Below are 15,322 nucleotides of genomic sequence, written 5' to 3' on the forward strand. Positions count from 1 at the left end.
ACAGTGGCTCGGGGAGGCGTCAAAATACAGATACGCAGTTTTTTTGCGCGCGAACACCAAGGCCTGCTCAGCCCAGGCGCAGCAGCATCGCCCCGGCAGCAATGACACAGGCGGCAATGATGCGCACGCGCGTGATGTGTTCTTTCAGCACCCATGTCGAGATCACTACGCCGAATAGAATCGAGGTTTCGCGCAAGGCTGAAACGGTGGCGATGGGGGCGGCGGTCATGGCCCAAAGCGCCAGGCCATAGGAGGCTATCGTGCCCACGCCGCCGACGATGCCCAGGTGCCAGTTACCGGCTACATAATCAACGAACACCCTGCGCCGGGCTGCTAACGCCCACGCTGCGAGTGGAATGCCGGTCAGCAGGAAGATCCACAGCGTGTAAGCCACCGGCGCGCCGGACTTGCGCACGCCCAGGCCATCGATAAGGGTATAGCCCGCGATCACTCCCGCGTTGATCAATGCCAGGGCCAAGCCTTTGCGCGGCCCTGTAGATGGGGCTATGGCCATGCTCAAGATGCCCAGAGAAATCACCGCAATGCCGAGCCAGGCGAACGCCGACAATGATTCTGACAACACAAGCACACTCACCGTCGCCACCAGCAGCGGCGCGGTGCCGCGCATGATCGGGTAGGTCTGGCTCATGTCGGCAATGCGGTATGTCGCGGCCACCAGCACGAAATACAGTACTTGGAGAATCACCGACGCACCGATGAATGGCCAGCTTTCTGGCGCAGGCAGTGCCAGAAACGGAATGGCCACCAATGCGATCAACGAGGCGACGGACGCAATCATGCAGGTGGTCAACAGCTTGTCGGCGCCACCTTTGACCACGGCATTCCAGGTGGCGTGCAGAGCAGCGCCGAGCAGGATAATGGCGAATACGTCGAAGCTCATGGATGGCACTCAAAGCAGCGTTGTGGTGTGTGGGCCGCTGCGAGTATGCCTGAGCACTTTTCGGCAGGCATAAAAAAACGGCCTACCTTTCGGTAAGCCGTTTTTAGTACTTGGTGGCTACACAGGGACTTGAACCCCGGACCCCAGCATTATGAATGCTATGCTCTAACCAACTGAGCTATGTAGCCAAGTGGCGCGCATTATTCGCGTAGAACGGGAATGCGTCAAGCGTTTATTTTCAATTTTTATCTACGCTTTCAACCGTTTAACCGAAAATGCCGGTTCGAGCGACGAGTGGCGTGGGGATTTCTCCTACTCAGGACGCCACTCATATCCCCTGTGGGAGCTGGCTTGCCTGCGATGACGGCGGCACATTCGTACTCATCATCAGTTGACCCACTGCAATCGCAGGCAAGCCAGCTCCCACAAAAGATTGGTGTTAGCCGTTAGAAGAGTATCGAGCGAGTGGCCAGCGATTCAGCTGCCGCGTATGAAAAGCGTAATTCGGTTGGGCAGATATCCCTGCCGCCCAACGATTACCCTCTAAAGGGCCTTACGGTTGCGACGGGGTGTGCGTGACACGCTTCAGGTGTTCACGCGCGCGTGACAAGCGTGAGCGAACGGTGCCGATCGGGATGTCCAATACGTCGGCCGTGTCCTGGTAACTACCGTCAGTCTCCAGCGAGGCGTACAGCGTCTTGCGCATTTCTACTGGCAGGTGGTCGATCGCCGTCAGGGTTTTTTCCAGTCGGCGGTTGATCTCGAACTCCCAATCCAGATTGTTGTTTTCCTCTTGGCCATGCCACAGCGATTCATCGAATTCGCAATGCACCGGCTTGGCGTACAGGCGTCGAAAATGGTTGCGCACCAAGTTCTGCGCAATGCCGCACATCCAGGTACTGAGGCTTGCCTGGCCGCTGAAACGCTCCCTGTTGCGCCACGCCTCCAGGTATGTCAGTTGCAGAATGTCGTCGGCATCTTCGGGGTTGAGTACGCGCTTGTGAATGAAGCGCCGAAGTTTTTTTTGTTGATCGTCCGTCAGGTGATGCATGAATTGAGGCGAGCTGCCAACCAGGTGCGCTAAAGCTTCAATAGGGATATTCATGATTTTTTCCTCAGGGTAGACGCTATCGAAATGTTTTCGATGCGAACCCCTTTGCACTGGCTATGCCAACGGAAAAACCTTCTCAACCTATTGATTTATATAGATATAAATATTGAATTCATTATTTTTTACGCCGTAATTTGCAAAAGGCGCCGATGGTTTGTGCGGGTCTTTGCAAGTGTGTCTAAAGTCGAGTTTTGATGGAACCGTATCGGCAGGCCTCGCCACATAGGGACACACTCTTCCCTTCTTGGCATGCTTATGAAAGTCGAATCCCCCAAAGATGCGCCCTCTACCCAGCGCCTGGATCAACAATCCACTGCGCCTGTCTCCACACCCGCGTCAGGGAAGGTCGATGAGCTTGCCCCGCTATTCGACCAGGACTTGATCGCCAATAACCGGAATCTGCGGTTGGCGCCGATACGCGTTCCCCCCGTCGAGCAACTTGCACAACTTTATGACCAATTGGGCCATCCGGCTCAGGAGTCGTTGGCAGCTATTTCTCTACGGTTCAGGCAGCAATTGCAGCAGCACTCCAGTGTCGACAAGCTGCTGGAGCTTGCCGAGGGCGACCCCGCGCGTGCGTTCGTGGTGCTCAAGCATCTGGAAAACCAGGCGTCCAATGACGCGCGCCCCTCTGACGCGGCCTTGGGGCGGGATGCCATCGCCGCGCTGACAGTCGGCTTCAAAGGGGAAATCCAGGCGGGCCTCAAGTTCGCCACGGCGTTGACGCAGGCCGGAGGTGATGCGCAGGAACGCCAAGCGCTGCGCGCGCTTTATTACTCCAGTGTGACCACGCGCCAGTCTCTGGCTACGATGATGCAGGCCCTGCTGGGTGTATATGGTGGCGATACGTTTTCCGCCAGGCTCGGCAGCATGCGCAAAGCCCTGGCTGACGACATCGCGATGCTGGTGTCGTCAACGTCCACGCCGCGGTTGCGCACCTTGTTGCTGGCTCTGCAAAGCTGCGGGAAGCTGGGCACAGTGTTGGCCGCCGGCCAGGCGTTGATCGAGCGCCTGGGCCTGAACCATGACGCTGTGAGCCTTTTGCAGCGCCAGCTGGGCTATGCCGACAGCGGTATCGATGAGCCTGAAATCCTGCGGTTTGGGCAGGATCTGGGGAATGGCACGAGTACCCGACAAGTGGTACTCCTTAACGCGCTTTACCCCATGACTCGCGATTTGCCTTTGGACTTGTGGTCTGACAGCCGGGTACGCGATAAGGCTTTGGGCAGCTTTATGGTGGTGTTGGACGAACTGCGTCGCGCCGAGCAAGGCCCCGGAAAGTTTGACGGTGACTTGGGGGCGTTTGCGTGAATGCACTCTCGGCCATCAACCGCGTCTTGCTCAAAGTGGCACAGCGTGCCGAAGTGCTGGGCGCGGTGGTGGTCCTGGGCATTGTGTTTATCTTTATCGTGCCGCTGCCGACCTGGCTCGTGGACATCCTGATTGCGATCAACATTTGCATCTCGTGCCTGTTGATTGTGCTGGCGCTGTATTTGCCGGGGCCTTTAGCGTTTTCATCGTTTCCTTCGATTCTGCTGCTGACCACCATGTTTCGTCTGGCGCTGTCGATCGCCACCACGCGCCTGATTCTGTTGGAGCAGGACGCTGGCGACATCGTTGAGGCTTTCGGCAATTTCGTGGTGGGTGGCAACCTGGCGGTGGGCATGGTGATCTTTCTGATCCTGACCCTGGTCAACTTCCTGGTCATCACCAAGGGTTCGGAACGGGTCGCCGAGGTTGCGGCGCGGTTCAGCCTGGACGCGATGCCGGGTAAACAGATGTCCATCGACAGTGACCTGCGTGCCGGCCTGATCGACGGCACACAAGCGCGGGACAAGCGTGAGCAGTTATCCCGCGAGAGCCAATTGTTCGGCGCCATGGACGGGGCCATGAAGTTCGTCAAAGGCGACGCCGTCGCCGGTTTGATTATCGTCGTGGTCAACCTGTTGGGTGGTTTCACCACGGGCATGTTTCAACATAACTTGAGCGCTGGCGAGTCGATCCAGCTGTATTCGGTACTGACCATCGGCGATGGCCTGATTGCACAGATTCCTGCGCTGCTGATCTCCCTGACGGCGGGCATGATTATCACCCGTGTGGCGCCGGACGGGCGCAAGGGCATCAGTAACATGGGCGCCGAAATTGCCCGGCAAATGACCAGCGAACCCAAGAGCTGGATGATCGCGTCGGTGGGGATGCTCGCGTTTGCGATAGTGCCCGGCATGCCCACCCTGGTGTTTATCCTGATTTCCATGGCGACTGGCGGCCTGGGTTATTACTTGATGCGCCAGCGTCAACGCGCAGAGGCGCCCGTCGATGAAGCCGTCGACGCCGTACGCCCCGAACAGAACGGTGATGAAGACTTGCGCGGGTTCGATCCGTCGCGGCCTTACCTGCTGCAGTTTCCCCCGAGCCTGCGAGGCACCCCTGAGGTTACGGATCTTATTCACGGGATTCGCCTGGCTCGAAACACGCTGGTCGCCAATATTGGTCTGACACTGCCGCCGTTTGAAGTCGAACTCGATGACTCGCTGGCCGATGATGAAATGCGTTTTTGCGTACATGAAGTGCCGATGGTCAAGGCCTCGGTCGTTAACCATGTGGCGGTGGATCGCAAGGCACTGACAGTCGTACCCGAGCACGCTATACCGGGGATTGCCGAGCGTGATGAGCAGGATTGGGTGTGGTTGGCTCCTGATGATCCGCTGCTGGATGACCCGCAGTTGGAGCGCTTCACCGCGACGAGATTGATCATCGAACGCATGAGGCAGGCGATGATGCTCAGTGGGCCGCAGTTCCTGGGTATCCAGGAGAGTAAGTCGATCCTTAGTTGGCTTGAACACAACCAGCCGGAATTGGTGCAGGAGTTGCAACGCATCATGCCGCTCTCGCGGTTTTCGGCGGTGTTGCAACGCCTGGCCAGTGAAGGGGTGCCGTTGCGTGCCGTGCGGCTGATTGTCGAGTCGCTGATCGAGTACGGCCAGCATGAGCGTGAGCCTGATGCGTTAGCTGACTATGCGCGCATTGCCCTCAAGGCACAGATCTTCCATCAGTACAGCGAGGAGGACGGCCTGCATGCCTGGTTGCTCTCGCCGCGTACCGAGAACATTTTGCGCGAGGCGTTGCGCCAGACTCAGACCGGGGTGTTTTTTGCGCTCGACAACGAAAACAGCGCCGCATTGATCAACCTCCTTAACCAGGCCTTTACCGCACGCCCCAAGAGCAAAAGTGTGATGTTGGTGGCGCAAGACCTGCGTAGCCCACTGCGCACCCTGCTCTTGGAAGAGTTCAACCATGTGCCGGTGCTGTCCTTTGCCGAGTTGGGAAGCGCTTCGAAGGTGAAAGTGCTTGGGCGTTTTGACCTGGCTCAGGATGAGCTGATGCGCGGTGCGGTGGCATGAATCTGCAGCTGGCTGCAACGCACGGGAGGGCTCGATAATGTTTGAGTTACGGGTACTCAATGGCCTGCGCCAGGGCGCCGCGTTGCCGCTTTTTGGTGAGCAGTGGAGCATTGGCGCGCACCCCGACGCTGACCTGATGCTCAATGATCCGGGGATCGCCGAGCAGCACGCGCGGTTGCGACTGATCGGCTCAAACTGGTCGGTGCAGGCCGAGGCCGGGCTGCTGCACGACCATGAGGGGCAAGTGCTGGCACAGATCGCGAGTCTGGTGCTGAACCTGCCGTTTTCAGTGGGGGCTATCCGGCTGTGTGTCACCTTGGCGGATCAACCATGGCCTGAAGCGCCCGCCCCTGCGTCACCGTCGCGGCCCACGCAAGCGCCGCGAGTACTGCAATTATCATCCATCTCGCAAACGCAGCAAAAACGTCTGATCAGCGCAGTGCTGGTGGTTGCGATAGTCCTCGTAGTGGTGGGGTTGGCGTCCACGGGGGAGCGTCAGGCCCAGGCCTCGTTGATGCCTCCCGCGGTGGTAAAACACGAACTGGCCTCACCGTTTGAAGTGCGCCAGCAACTGCTGAAGATGCTCAGTGAGCGTGAGTTGAGCAAACGGGTCAGCTTGCAAGTGATCAATGGCCAAGTCGCGCTCAGCGGCGAGGTTTCCCAGGACGATGTGGAGTTGGTATCGCGCATGCTCAACCGTTTTGGTGAGCTGTATGACAGCGCGGTCCCGGTGATCAGCCGCGTGCGTGTACGCGACGGGACACTGCCGTTCAAGATTGTGCAGATTGTTGGCGGGCCGAACGGCCATGTCGTGCTGGAAGAGGGCAGCCGGTTGTTTGTCGGTGATGAAGTGGACGGTTTGCGTCTGGTACTGATCGACAATACCAAGGTGGTCTTCGACGGCGCACAGCGTTTTGAGGTGCGCTGGTGAGCGAGGAACTGCAAGTGCGTATGGATGCCTGGCGAGAGCGCCAGGCCCAGTCGCTGGCCAACCTGATGCCGGTGACCATGCGCGGCCGGGTCCAGCGCGTCAACGGCATGCTGTTGCAGTGCCGATTGCCCGGCGCGCGTATCGGTGACTTATGCCAGGTTGAAAAGTCTGCCGACGAGTACATGCTCGCCGAGATCATCGGTTTCGATCAGCAGGATGCCGTACTCAGTGCCCTGGGCAACCTTGAAGGCATACGCGTGGGTGCCAGCGTTGAGCGCCTGGGTGTGTCGCATCAGGTACGGGTCAGTGATGAGCTGTTGGGCCAGGTGCTCGATGGTTTCGGTCGGCCGATTACCGGCGTTGGCCCCAGTGCGTTCGTCGAGACCGACGGCCCGGATGCAAGCATGGTGTTGTGTGAGGCGCCGTTGCCGACCGAGCGGCCGAGGATCAATCGAGCCTTGGCCACCGGCGTGCGCTCGATCGATGGTTTGCTGACGCTCGGCGAAGGCCAGCGTGTTGGCCTGTTTGCCGGTGCCGGCTGTGGCAAGACCACCTTGCTGGCGGAGATTGCCCGTAACGTCGAGTGCGATGTGATCGTGTTTGGCCTGATCGGCGAGCGTGGTCGGGAGCTGCGGGAGTTTCTCGATCATGAACTGGACGATCAGCTGCGGGCCAAAGCCGTGCTGGTGTGCGCCACGTCCGACCGTTCAAGCATGGAGCGTGCCCGTGCAGCGTTCACCGCCACCGCGTTGGCTGAAGGCTATCGGCGCAAGGGCAAGCGCGTGCTGCTGCTGATTGACTCCTTGACGCGTTTTGCCCGCGCCCAGCGGGAAATCGGCCTGGCGGCCGGTGAGCCCTTGGGCCGTGGTGGTTTACCGCCCTCGGTGTACAGCTTGTTGCCGCGTCTGGTGGAGCGCGCCGGGTTGACCCGCGACGGCGTTATCACCGCGATCTATACGGTACTGATCGAGCAGGATTCCATGAGCGATCCGGTGGCGGACGAGGTTCGCTCGTTGCTCGATGGCCATATTGTTTTGTCCCGCAAGCTGGCGGAGCGCGGTCACTACCCGGCGGTTGATGTGCTGGCCAGCCTTTCGCGGATTTTGAGCAACGTCGCCACGCCTGAGCATATCCAGGCGGGTACCGGGCTGCGCCGCCTCTTGTCGGCGTACCAGCAGATCGAACTGATGCTCAAGCTGGGCGAGTACCAGGCGGGCAACGACGCCCTGACGGACCTGGCAGTAGACAGCCGGTCGGCGGTGGATGACTTTTTGCGCCAGGACCTGCGTGAGCCTTCCCCCCTGGAGGCGACCCTGGATCAACTGACGGAGCTGACTGGCGATGTTCCTTTCTGAGTTGGAAACCCTGAGGCGCCTGCGCAAACATCGGGCAGACCGTGCCGAGCGCGCCTTGTGTGAGGCTAAAAGGCATCAACGGGCGCTGCAGTTGCAAGTCGAGCAGGCGCAGCAGGTCCTTGAGCAAACACGCCAGCAGGAGGCCCAGGAGGCCGCGCAACTATTGAGCAAACATCAAGGGCAAGTGCTGTCGTTTCAGGAACTCAAGTCGTGGAGTAACCAGGAGCGCTCGTTATCCGCCAGTACGCACCGCGAAGAGGCGCAGTTACGTGAGTTACACGGGCAGCAGGAACAGCAAGTGGTGCACATCGACAGTATGCAGAAGCAGGCGACCCGATGCTTGCGCGAGGTCGAAAAACTCGTGGAGTTAAACCAGTTATTGGTACAGGAGAGCCATGAAACGATTACCTGTGAGCAGGTCTAGCCGGCCCCGCGTACGCGAGCCGAGCGAAGACCGTGAGAAAGGGGTTGAGCGCGTGGTGCCCTGGCTCCATGTGCACATGTTCGCCCAACTGTTTGCCAAAGATGATGGTCATGGCGGTTACGTTTCCCGCATGCCGACGCAGAATGCGGCGGCAGATAAATTAATGATCGAGGCATTGACTACGCAGTTGGCACTGCGCGTTCAAGGTGTCCCGCAATGGCCGTTGCTGGCGGTGCTTTACCTGCCACGGCTGGGGCGAATCAACGCCAGTGTCGAGCGCCAGCCGGGCGCTTGGAACATCGAGCTGCACGCCGAAGAACAGGGCGCGGCGCAATGGCTCGGCACGGTGCAAAAACGCTATCAGGACAAGCTGGTTGAGGTGTTGGGGCAGCCCGTGGATCTCCATGTCAAAAACGTGGGCCCCGCATGATTACCTCCATTTTTGCACCGCCATTGGTTGAGGGGGGAAGGGTTGCGGCGTTGCATCGATTGGGGCGTGGGTTACGCATGCCGTTTCAGGTTGGCGACCAGCAGGGCGCTTTTGTGCTCGAGCCTGGCCGCGCGCCCGGACGGGGAAAGCCTTTGTTTTTCGAGAGTGCCCTCGGTGTACTGGCGTTCTCGGAACCTGAGGCAATGTTCAGCCTGATGGGCGAATGCCCGGTCACCCTGGCAGAGACGGGTAACGACCCGAAGTCCTGGTTCTGGGAATTGTTCCAGCATCACCTCAGCCCGCAGGTGTCGGCGTTGTTCGGTTATCTGCGCTTGCTGCCAGGCCCTGAAAAGTTGGGCTTTGGTTGCCGTTTCACCGTGATGCTGGGGCCCTCCAAAGTCGCAGGCTACTGGTGGCTGACCCCAGAGAGCTTCCTGGCGGTGTGTGCGGCCGGCCCTTGGCGGTCAACGGCCGGCCCATTACCCGCATCGTTTCCATTGGCAGTCGCCGTAACCGTGGGCCGCTTGAACTTGGCCAGTGCGCAATTGCGCGGTGTACGTGCCGGTGACGTGCTGATGCTTGAACAGGCCTTTTTCGATGTACAGGGCCACGGCCACTTGAATATAGGACGTCATCGTCTGCAAGGGCGTATTGACGATGAGTCCGGTCCGTTGTGCCTGAACCTTATTGCGATAGAGGAAGCGTCGATGGACGAAGAATTTGTAATAGAAGAATACCCGGGGCCTGAACTTGATGAACCGGTGGAGGATGTCTTCGGCCGGGAGCCCTTTGATGAATTGAGTATGGCGTTGACGGTGCGCTGTGGTGTCCTGAGCCTGACCCTGGGCGAACTGCGCAATCTTGCTCCCGGTGCGGTGTTGGGCATTACCGGGTATGCCCCGGGCATGGCGGGCCTGTATTACGGTGAGCGGCCCATTGGCCAGGGGCAGTTGGTGGAAGTGGATGGGCGACTCGGCTTGCAATTGTCGCGTGTGGTGTTTTCCCGATGATATTCCAGAGCGTTGACCCCGTTGTTCTGGCGTTATTTTTCGGCGCGTTGTCATTACTGCCGATGCTGTTGATCATCTGCACGGCGTTCCTGAAGATCGTCATTGTGCTGATGATCACCCGCAACGCCATCGGCGTTCAGCAGGTGCCTCCGAGCATGGCGATCAATGGAATAGCGCTGGCCGCTACGCTGTTTATCATGGCCCCCGTGGGGTACCAGGTCGCCGAAAACCTCAAGAACGCGCCCTTGGACATGAGCAATGTTCAGACGCTTCAACAGACAGGCCTTGTGGCCATAGAGCCGCTGCGTGCGTTTATGAAACGCAACATCGATCCGGATGTGTTGACCCACATGCACGAAAACAGCGCGCGCATGTGGCCCCCTGAAATGGCGCAAAGCACCGAGCGCGAAGACCTGATCCTGTTAATCCCCTCCTTCGTGCTGTCGCAGTTGCAGGCGGGGTTCGAAATCGGATTCCTGATCTACATTCCGTTCATCGTCATCGATTTGATTGTGTCCAACCTGCTCTTGGCGCTGGGCATGCAAATGGTCTCGCCCATGACCATTTCCCTGCCGCTCAAACTGCTGTTGTTCGTGATGGTCTCCGGATGGTCGCGGTTGCTGGACAGTCTTTTCCTTTCTTACCTTTGAGTGCCCTATGGAACCGATCGTGCTGTTCAAGCAGGGCATGCTGCTGGTGGTGGTGTTGTCGGCACCGCCGCTGATCGTGGCAGTGATCGTCGGCGTGCTGACGTCCCTGGTCCAGGCCCTGATGCAGATACAGGACCAGACGCTGCCCTTTGGCATCAAGCTGGTTGCGGTAGGTATCACCTTGATATTGACGGGACGCTGGATCGGCGTGGAGCTGATTCAACTGACCAATCTGATGTTCGACATGATCGCCCGCTCGGCACTGAACTGAGGGCATGCACGTGCTGCTTTATCTTGAATATCTACCCAGCCTGTTGGTGGGCATGGCGCGGATCTACCCCTGTGCCATTCTCGTGCCTGCGTTCTGTTTCCAGCATATACGCGGCATGCCCAGGCACGTCATCGTGATGGTCATGGCCTTCATTCCGGCGCCAGGTATCCATGCGGTACTGGTGAGCCAGGACTACTCCGCGCTGATGATCGTCGGACTGATGTGCAAGGAGGCCGCCCTGGGCATTTTGCTGGGCGTCCTGTTGGCCATGCCTTTCTGGATGTTCGAGTCAGTCGGCGCGCTGTTGGATAACCAGCGTGGTGCCCTGGCGGGCGGCCAACTCAACCCTTCACTCGGGCCGGACGCGACGCCTATCGGCCACCTGTTCAAACAGGTGGTGATTTACCTGCTGATCGTTGTCCTGGGCTTGAGCGTCCTTACCCAGGTGATCTGGGACAGCTATCTGATCTGGCCGGCCACGGCCTGGGTGCCGCTGCCGGCAGTCAATGGCTTCAGTACGTTCATTGGCCTGCTCGGCGACACCTTTACCCACATGATGCTCTACGTTGCGCCGTTTATTGCCGTGTTGTTGTTCCTGGAATTCGGGATCGCGCTGCTGGGGGTCTACAGTCAGCAATTGCAGGTGAGCACGCTGGCACCACCGGTCAAATGCCTGGCGGGTATCGGGATTCTGTTGTTGTACTTTCCGTTGCTGCAGGACCTGATCGTAGGGCGCTTGAACTTGTTGGGTGATCTCAAGCACTCACTCGGGCTGATGTTCCAGGTCTCGACGCCATGAGTGACTCAGGCGAAAAGAAGCACCCGGCCTCCGCCAAGAAACTGCGCGATCAGCGCAAGAAAGGTCAGGTTTCCCAAAGCCAGGATGTCAGCAAGCTGCTGGCGCTGACGGCTATCAGCGAGGTGGCATTGTTCACCGCCGAAACGAGTATGCAACGCTTTCAGCAACTGTTGGTGTTGCCGATGTCGAGTATGGGGCAGCCCTTTGTGCGGGCGTTGGAAGAAGTGATGTTTGAAGGGCTGATAATGTTTTTCTCGTTTGCCCTGTTGATGGCTGGGCTGGCCATTGCCGCGAAACTGATCAGCAGTTGGATGCAGTTCGGGTTCCTGTTTGCGCCGGAGACCTTGAAGCTCGATTTCAATCGTCTCAACCCCCTCAAGCAGCTCAAGCAGATGTTTTCCGCTCAATCGGTCATGAATCTGTTGATGAGCATCACCAAGGCGGTGCTGCTGGGGGTGATTCTGTACGTGGTCATCAAGCCCTCGTTGGGCGCATTGATTAACCTGGCCAACAGTGACCTGCCAACCTACATCCTGGCGCTGATCACCCTGTTCCGGCACTTGTTGCATGCCTGCCTGGGGCTTTTGCTGGTGTTGGCGCTCATTGACCTGGCGATGCAAAAGCACTTCTTTGCCAAGCGCATGCGCATGACGCAGGTCGAGGTTGTCAAAGAGTACAAGGACATGGAGGGTGACCCGCATGTGAAGGGGCAGCGCCGATCGCTGGCACAACAATTGGCCCAGGAGGAGCCGAAGGTCAAACTGCCCAAGCTGGAGGAGGCCGACATGCTGGTTGTCAACCCGACGCACTTTGCCGTGGCCCTGTATTACCGCCCCGGTAATACGCCACTGCCGATGTTGGTCAACAAGGGCACGGACGACGACGCACGCGAATTGATTCGGCAGGCGAAGGCCGCCGAGGTTCCAGTGATTCAGTGTGTATGGCTGGCCCGCACGCTCTACACGAACAAGGTGGGAGCAAGCATCCCCCGCGAGACCTTGCAGGCCGTGGCGCTGATCTATCGCACATTGCGTGAGCTTGACGATGACGCCAAGCGCGAAACCCTGGAATTACCGGAGCTTGAGGTGCGCTGATCAGTACCGGTTGCCTGGCGCAAGCCGGGTCTGGTGAGCAGCAGCGCTGCTCACCATAAGTCACCGAAAACTTATCGCTCCAGCGATATCGTCTGGTAGTCCGAGCGTTCCCCTGAGGGCCCAGGCTCGACGCGCATCTGCGGCGGCCACCAGATCACCATCTTGTCCTTGGTCGCTTGCGGGCGTGAGCAGGAGTCGCCTCTGCACGTGGGGCTGCAGCCGGCGATGAGCAGCACTGTGCTGATCAGGGTGATGCACAACAAGCGGTGTTTCATGGGGTGACCTTCTTCTGAACGGGAGTGAGCAAGGAGGGGCGGGGCACGCCGATGTGTTCATCCTTCACCACCGGGCGCATGGCGATAAACACCTCGGCTTCTTCACCCGGTTTGAGCCAGGCACGCGGCCACACGGTGACAGCCAGGGTTTGTGAATTGCTGCACTCGTTTTCGTCGATACGCACAGTGCGCTTGAACTGATTACGCAGCACTATCACGGCCACATTGAACTGAGGGCCGGCATACCACTGGCTGCGTTCGGTGTTCATTGCCAGCAGATCGCGGGTGTTGCACAAGGTGCCCAGGCCCAGTGGCATGGGGGCCGCGTTGAATGCCGCGGGCACCTGCCCACTGACGAGATGCGCCAGGGCGCTGGTGATGTCACTGCGTTTGATGACCGGGTCGTGTGCGGCATAGCGCCTGGCCAGTGGCTTGAGCGCGGCCTGCAGCTCCACCTGATCGTCCTGCGGCAGATAACGTGAAGGGTCAGCCTGGTCACCGATGACGCGCGGGGTCAGGATAAACAGGCGTTCCCGGCGATTGTTCTGGCGTTCGCTGGAAGAAAACAACGCCTTGCCCAACAGCGGAATATCGCCCAGCAGGGGAATCTTGTTGCGCCTGTCGGCGCTTTCGGTGACATGGAAGCCACCGATCACCAGCGAGCGCTGTTCCGCCATGACCGCCTGGGTACTGACATTGCCCCGGCGCACATCGGGACCCAAGCGATTCGGGTTGGACTCGTCGAAGTTGCCGTCTTCGATATTCACCGAAAGGTGAACCTGATGAGTGCCGCGGGTGGTAATCACCCTCGGCACCACTTGCAGGCTGGTGCCGACAGTGATGGGCAGGACGGTCGCGACTTCTGTGCCTGCCGTCAGGTATTGGGTGCGGTTGAAATCAATCACCGACGGCTGGTTTTCCAGGGTGAGGACCGACGGGTTGGACACCATGGTCGCCAGGCCACGTTGCTCCAGTGCGCGAATCCTGGCAAAGAAATGGTCACGGTTTCGGATCGACAGCTGCGAGGAACTGCCTGGCGCTATTCTCGCGTCGCTGCTGAAGTGACTGTTGCCCCAGCTGACCCCGAATTCGCGCAATTGAGTGCGCTCTATATCGAGGATGATTGCGTCGATCTCCACCATTTTACGCGCCACGTCGAGCTGGCTGATCAGCTCGCGGTACATCGCCTGACGCTCCGGGAGGTCATAGATCAGTACGGCGTTGTTGCGCACATCGGCTTCGACGCGAATCCTGCCGGCAGACACGGGTGCTCGCGGGGTGAGCGTCGCGCCAGTGGCCAACTGTCCCGAGTCCGCTGCCTGACCGAACATTTGCCCCAGCATTGGGTTGCTCAACCGGGGGAAGTTCGGCGTGATGGGCGAGGGCTGTGAGGCGGAGGGACGTGAACCCATGGTGGCAAGATCGGAAGTTGACCGCGGTTCCAACAACCCACGCAGCATGCTGGCAACGCCTGGGATGGTGATTTTTTCGCTGCGATAATCTATCTGGCGATCACCCGCGTTGGCGAATTTCAGTGGGTAGCTGAGCACGCTCTGTTTTTCGTCGGGAGACTTACGCTGGCTGCTGAATTGCTTGATTTGCTCGATGTAGCGCTTGGGGCCGGAGACCAGCACGACCCCATCATCAGGCAGTTCACCCCAGCCGAAACGGCTGTCGAGCAGGCCGATATCCGTCAGCGCCCGCTTGAGGTCGGCGACGGTCTCGGAGGCGACTTCCAGGCGCGCGGACTCTTGCAGGTCCAGGGTGCTGATATAAAGGGTGTTGTTGTACAAGTACCACTGGAAGCGGTGTTCTACCGCCAACCTGTCCAGCATCGACTGCGGGGTATTGGCGCGTATCTTGCCATTGACGGTGCCGTCCAGCAGGCCGTCAACTTGCAGTTGTGTGCCAAACGTCTGAGCGAAGTCCTCCAGTACCTCGCGCAGGGGCTTATGCTCGGCCTCGTAGGCGTAGGCGGTGTTTTTCCAGTCGGAGGGAATAGCGGCAAGGGGGCTGTGCAGCGGCGCCAACAACAAGGGCAGGGCGAGCAGACAACGCCAGTGAGCGCGTTTTACCAGAACAGCGGGCGAGTTTAAACGCAAGCCGGTGTGCTTGTTGATTTTGCTATACATGACAGGTTCTCTGTTTCAGTGCGGTCGCTTACGTAGTGAAGTGGGCCGGAAGGTGCGCCCAGCCTTTGTCAGGCGTGCAGTAACGCTGCGCCAGGTGTCACGTTGCTTGAGAGGTACTTCAAGGGTTTCGAACCGGTGTTTCTGGGCAATCCCTGGGTCGGCATTGCACCCACCAGAGATCGCCCGTGGCTGTAGCCCTGTCACTAGACGACATTGATCGCTGACTTAATCGTTTCGTGCTTGTAACTGAGGTAGGTCGTGCTCACGGCAAAGTTGTTAACTAGCTTGGACTTTTCCTCAATGAGCTGTTCGAAGAGGCGCGAGGCGTCGCCCATCCCTTGCATGTTTTCAGCGTCGACGCCGATTTGTTCGAGGCTTTTTTCGGAGCGGGTTTGCTCCCTGTAGAGACTGTTGAGTATGCGTAAGTCACCGTTCATCATTTTATCTCCGATGGGGTTCTATCCCTGTGTGGCACCGGATTGATGGCCAGTTCCATCAACCGACTTAATTTGTTTAAAAAGAAAGGCGTTTCTAGCTG

General features: G+C 58.9%; 16 protein-coding genes and 1 tRNA gene. 11 read left to right on the plus strand and 6 right to left on the minus strand.

Annotated features, from left to right (window positions below; all coding sequences use genetic code 11):
- Positions 1–67: 67 nt before the first annotated feature.
- The 3 genes from L8I05_RS20250 to L8I05_RS20260 form a co-directional block, all read right to left on the minus strand.
- The gene (locus L8I05_RS20250; protein ID WP_242171222.1) at positions 68–901 is read right to left on the minus strand and encodes an EamA family transporter; all 834 of its coding nucleotides are present in this window, start codon (positions 899–901) and stop codon (positions 68–70) included.
- Positions 902–1,012: 111 nt separating this feature from the next.
- Positions 1,013–1,089 (minus strand) — tRNA-Met (locus L8I05_RS20255).
- Positions 1,090–1,454: 365 nt separating this feature from the next.
- Positions 1,455–2,006: an RNA polymerase sigma factor gene (locus L8I05_RS20260; RefSeq protein WP_159954057.1), complete on the minus strand. Its 552-nt coding sequence runs from the start codon at positions 2,004–2,006 to the stop codon at positions 1,455–1,457.
- A gap of 261 nt (positions 2,007–2,267) precedes the next feature.
- Between L8I05_RS20260 and L8I05_RS20265 the strand changes: the two genes are divergently transcribed.
- From L8I05_RS20265 to sctU, 11 genes are read left to right on the plus strand one after another with little or no spacing between them, the layout of a single operon-like run.
- Entirely contained in the window at positions 2,268–3,323 is a 1,056-nt protein-coding gene (locus tag L8I05_RS20265) for a TyeA family type III secretion system gatekeeper subunit (RefSeq protein WP_242171225.1), read from the plus strand.
- Entirely contained in the window at positions 3,320–5,413 is a 2,094-nt protein-coding gene (gene sctV, locus L8I05_RS20270) for a type III secretion system export apparatus subunit SctV (protein ID WP_242171228.1), read from the plus strand. Before L8I05_RS20265 ends, sctV begins: the two co-directional genes overlap by 4 nt.
- 37 nt (positions 5,414–5,450) lie before the next feature.
- The gene (locus L8I05_RS20275; protein WP_242171230.1) at positions 5,451–6,344 is read left to right on the plus strand and encodes an FHA domain-containing protein; all 894 of its coding nucleotides are present in this window, start codon (positions 5,451–5,453) and stop codon (positions 6,342–6,344) included.
- Positions 6,341–7,699: a FliI/YscN family ATPase gene (locus tag L8I05_RS20280; RefSeq protein WP_347341231.1), complete on the plus strand. Its 1,359-nt coding sequence runs from the start codon at positions 6,341–6,343 to the stop codon at positions 7,697–7,699. The genes L8I05_RS20275 and L8I05_RS20280 overlap by 4 nt, the downstream gene beginning before the upstream one ends.
- Positions 7,686–8,123 carry a YscO family type III secretion system apparatus protein gene (locus L8I05_RS20285; protein WP_242171232.1) on the plus strand — a complete coding sequence of 146 codons (438 nt, stop codon included), beginning with the start codon at positions 7,686–7,688 and terminating at the stop codon, positions 8,121–8,123. Before L8I05_RS20280 ends, L8I05_RS20285 begins: the two co-directional genes overlap by 14 nt.
- Complete coding sequence (locus L8I05_RS20290; protein ID WP_242171233.1) at positions 8,095–8,553, plus strand: type III secretion system HrpP C-terminal domain-containing protein; 459 nt, start codon at positions 8,095–8,097, stop codon at positions 8,551–8,553. Before L8I05_RS20285 ends, L8I05_RS20290 begins: the two co-directional genes overlap by 29 nt.
- Complete coding sequence (locus L8I05_RS20295) at positions 8,550–9,563, plus strand: FliM/FliN family flagellar motor switch protein (RefSeq protein WP_177016599.1); 1,014 nt, start codon at positions 8,550–8,552, stop codon at positions 9,561–9,563. The genes L8I05_RS20290 and L8I05_RS20295 overlap by 4 nt, the downstream gene beginning before the upstream one ends.
- Positions 9,560–10,213, plus strand: coding sequence for a type III secretion system export apparatus subunit SctR (sctR, locus tag L8I05_RS20300; protein WP_177016598.1), 654 nt, complete (start codon positions 9,560–9,562; stop codon positions 10,211–10,213). The genes L8I05_RS20295 and sctR overlap by 4 nt, the downstream gene beginning before the upstream one ends.
- A gap of 7 nt (positions 10,214–10,220) precedes the next feature.
- Positions 10,221–10,484, plus strand: a complete 264-nt coding sequence (sctS, locus tag L8I05_RS20305; protein ID WP_177016597.1) for a type III secretion system export apparatus subunit SctS — start codon at positions 10,221–10,223, stop codon at positions 10,482–10,484.
- Between the two features lie 10 nt (positions 10,485–10,494).
- Positions 10,495–11,283, plus strand: a complete 789-nt coding sequence (gene sctT / locus L8I05_RS20310; protein ID WP_242171530.1) for a type III secretion system export apparatus subunit SctT — start codon at positions 10,495–10,497, stop codon at positions 11,281–11,283.
- On the plus strand, positions 11,280–12,377 hold the full coding sequence (gene sctU / locus L8I05_RS20315) for a type III secretion system export apparatus subunit SctU (RefSeq protein WP_242171234.1): 1,098 nt from the start codon (positions 11,280–11,282) through the stop codon (positions 12,375–12,377). The genes sctT and sctU overlap by 4 nt, the downstream gene beginning before the upstream one ends.
- A 71-nt stretch (positions 12,378–12,448) precedes the next feature.
- On the opposite strand, the gene hrpT is transcribed toward sctU, so the two are convergent.
- The 3 genes from hrpT to L8I05_RS20330 all read right to left on the minus strand — a co-directional run bounded on the left by hrpT (position 12,449) and on the right by L8I05_RS20330 (position 15,224).
- Positions 12,449–12,652 (minus strand): HrpT family type III secretion system protein, encoded by a 204-nt coding sequence (gene hrpT / locus L8I05_RS20320; protein WP_242171235.1) that lies wholly within the window; start codon positions 12,650–12,652, stop codon positions 12,449–12,451.
- Complete coding sequence (sctC, locus tag L8I05_RS20325) at positions 12,649–14,784, minus strand: type III secretion system outer membrane ring subunit SctC (protein WP_242171236.1); 2,136 nt, start codon at positions 14,782–14,784, stop codon at positions 12,649–12,651. The genes hrpT and sctC overlap by 4 nt, the downstream gene beginning before the upstream one ends.
- Positions 14,785–14,987: 203 nt before the next feature.
- On the minus strand, positions 14,988–15,224 hold the full coding sequence (locus L8I05_RS20330) for a hypothetical protein (protein WP_242171237.1): 237 nt from the start codon (positions 15,222–15,224) through the stop codon (positions 14,988–14,990).
- Between the last annotated feature and the right edge of the window lie 98 nt (positions 15,225–15,322).

Origin of the sequence: Pseudomonas sp. MONT-RG-20F-20-E-7-02, assembly GCF_022662395.1 — a bacterium.
In the GTDB taxonomy this organism is placed as follows: domain Bacteria; phylum Pseudomonadota; class Gammaproteobacteria; order Pseudomonadales; family Pseudomonadaceae; genus Aquipseudomonas.

Bases quoted from the DNA above. Each gene is read 5' to 3' on its own strand.
- sctS (WP_177016597.1), top strand. From the start codon at position 10,221: ATGGAACCGATCGTGCTGTTCAAGCAGGGCATGCTGCTGGTGGTGGTG.
- sctU (WP_242171234.1), top strand. From the start codon at position 11,280: ATGAGTGACTCAGGCGAAAAGAAGCACCCGGCCTCCGCCAAGAAACTG.
- hrpT (WP_242171235.1), bottom strand. From the start codon at position 12,652: ATGAAACACCGCTTGTTGTGCATCACCCTGATCAGCACAGTGCTGCTC.
- L8I05_RS20290 (WP_242171233.1), top strand. From the start codon at position 8,095: ATGAAACGATTACCTGTGAGCAGGTCTAGCCGGCCCCGCGTACGCGAG.
- L8I05_RS20295 (WP_177016599.1), top strand. From the start codon at position 8,550: ATGATTACCTCCATTTTTGCACCGCCATTGGTTGAGGGGGGAAGGGTT.
- sctC (WP_242171236.1), bottom strand. From the start codon at position 14,784: ATGTATAGCAAAATCAACAAGCACACCGGCTTGCGTTTAAACTCGCCC.
- sctR (WP_177016598.1), top strand. From the start codon at position 9,560: ATGATATTCCAGAGCGTTGACCCCGTTGTTCTGGCGTTATTTTTCGGC.
- L8I05_RS20260 (WP_159954057.1), bottom strand. From the start codon at position 2,006: ATGAATATCCCTATTGAAGCTTTAGCGCACCTGGTTGGCAGCTCGCCT.
- L8I05_RS20330 (WP_242171237.1), bottom strand. From the start codon at position 15,224: ATGATGAACGGTGACTTACGCATACTCAACAGTCTCTACAGGGAGCAA.
- L8I05_RS20250 (WP_242171222.1), bottom strand. From the start codon at position 901: ATGAGCTTCGACGTATTCGCCATTATCCTGCTCGGCGCTGCTCTGCAC.
- L8I05_RS20265 (WP_242171225.1), top strand. From the start codon at position 2,268: ATGAAAGTCGAATCCCCCAAAGATGCGCCCTCTACCCAGCGCCTGGAT.
- L8I05_RS20275 (WP_242171230.1), top strand. From the start codon at position 5,451: ATGTTTGAGTTACGGGTACTCAATGGCCTGCGCCAGGGCGCCGCGTTG.
- L8I05_RS20285 (WP_242171232.1), top strand. From the start codon at position 7,686: ATGTTCCTTTCTGAGTTGGAAACCCTGAGGCGCCTGCGCAAACATCGG.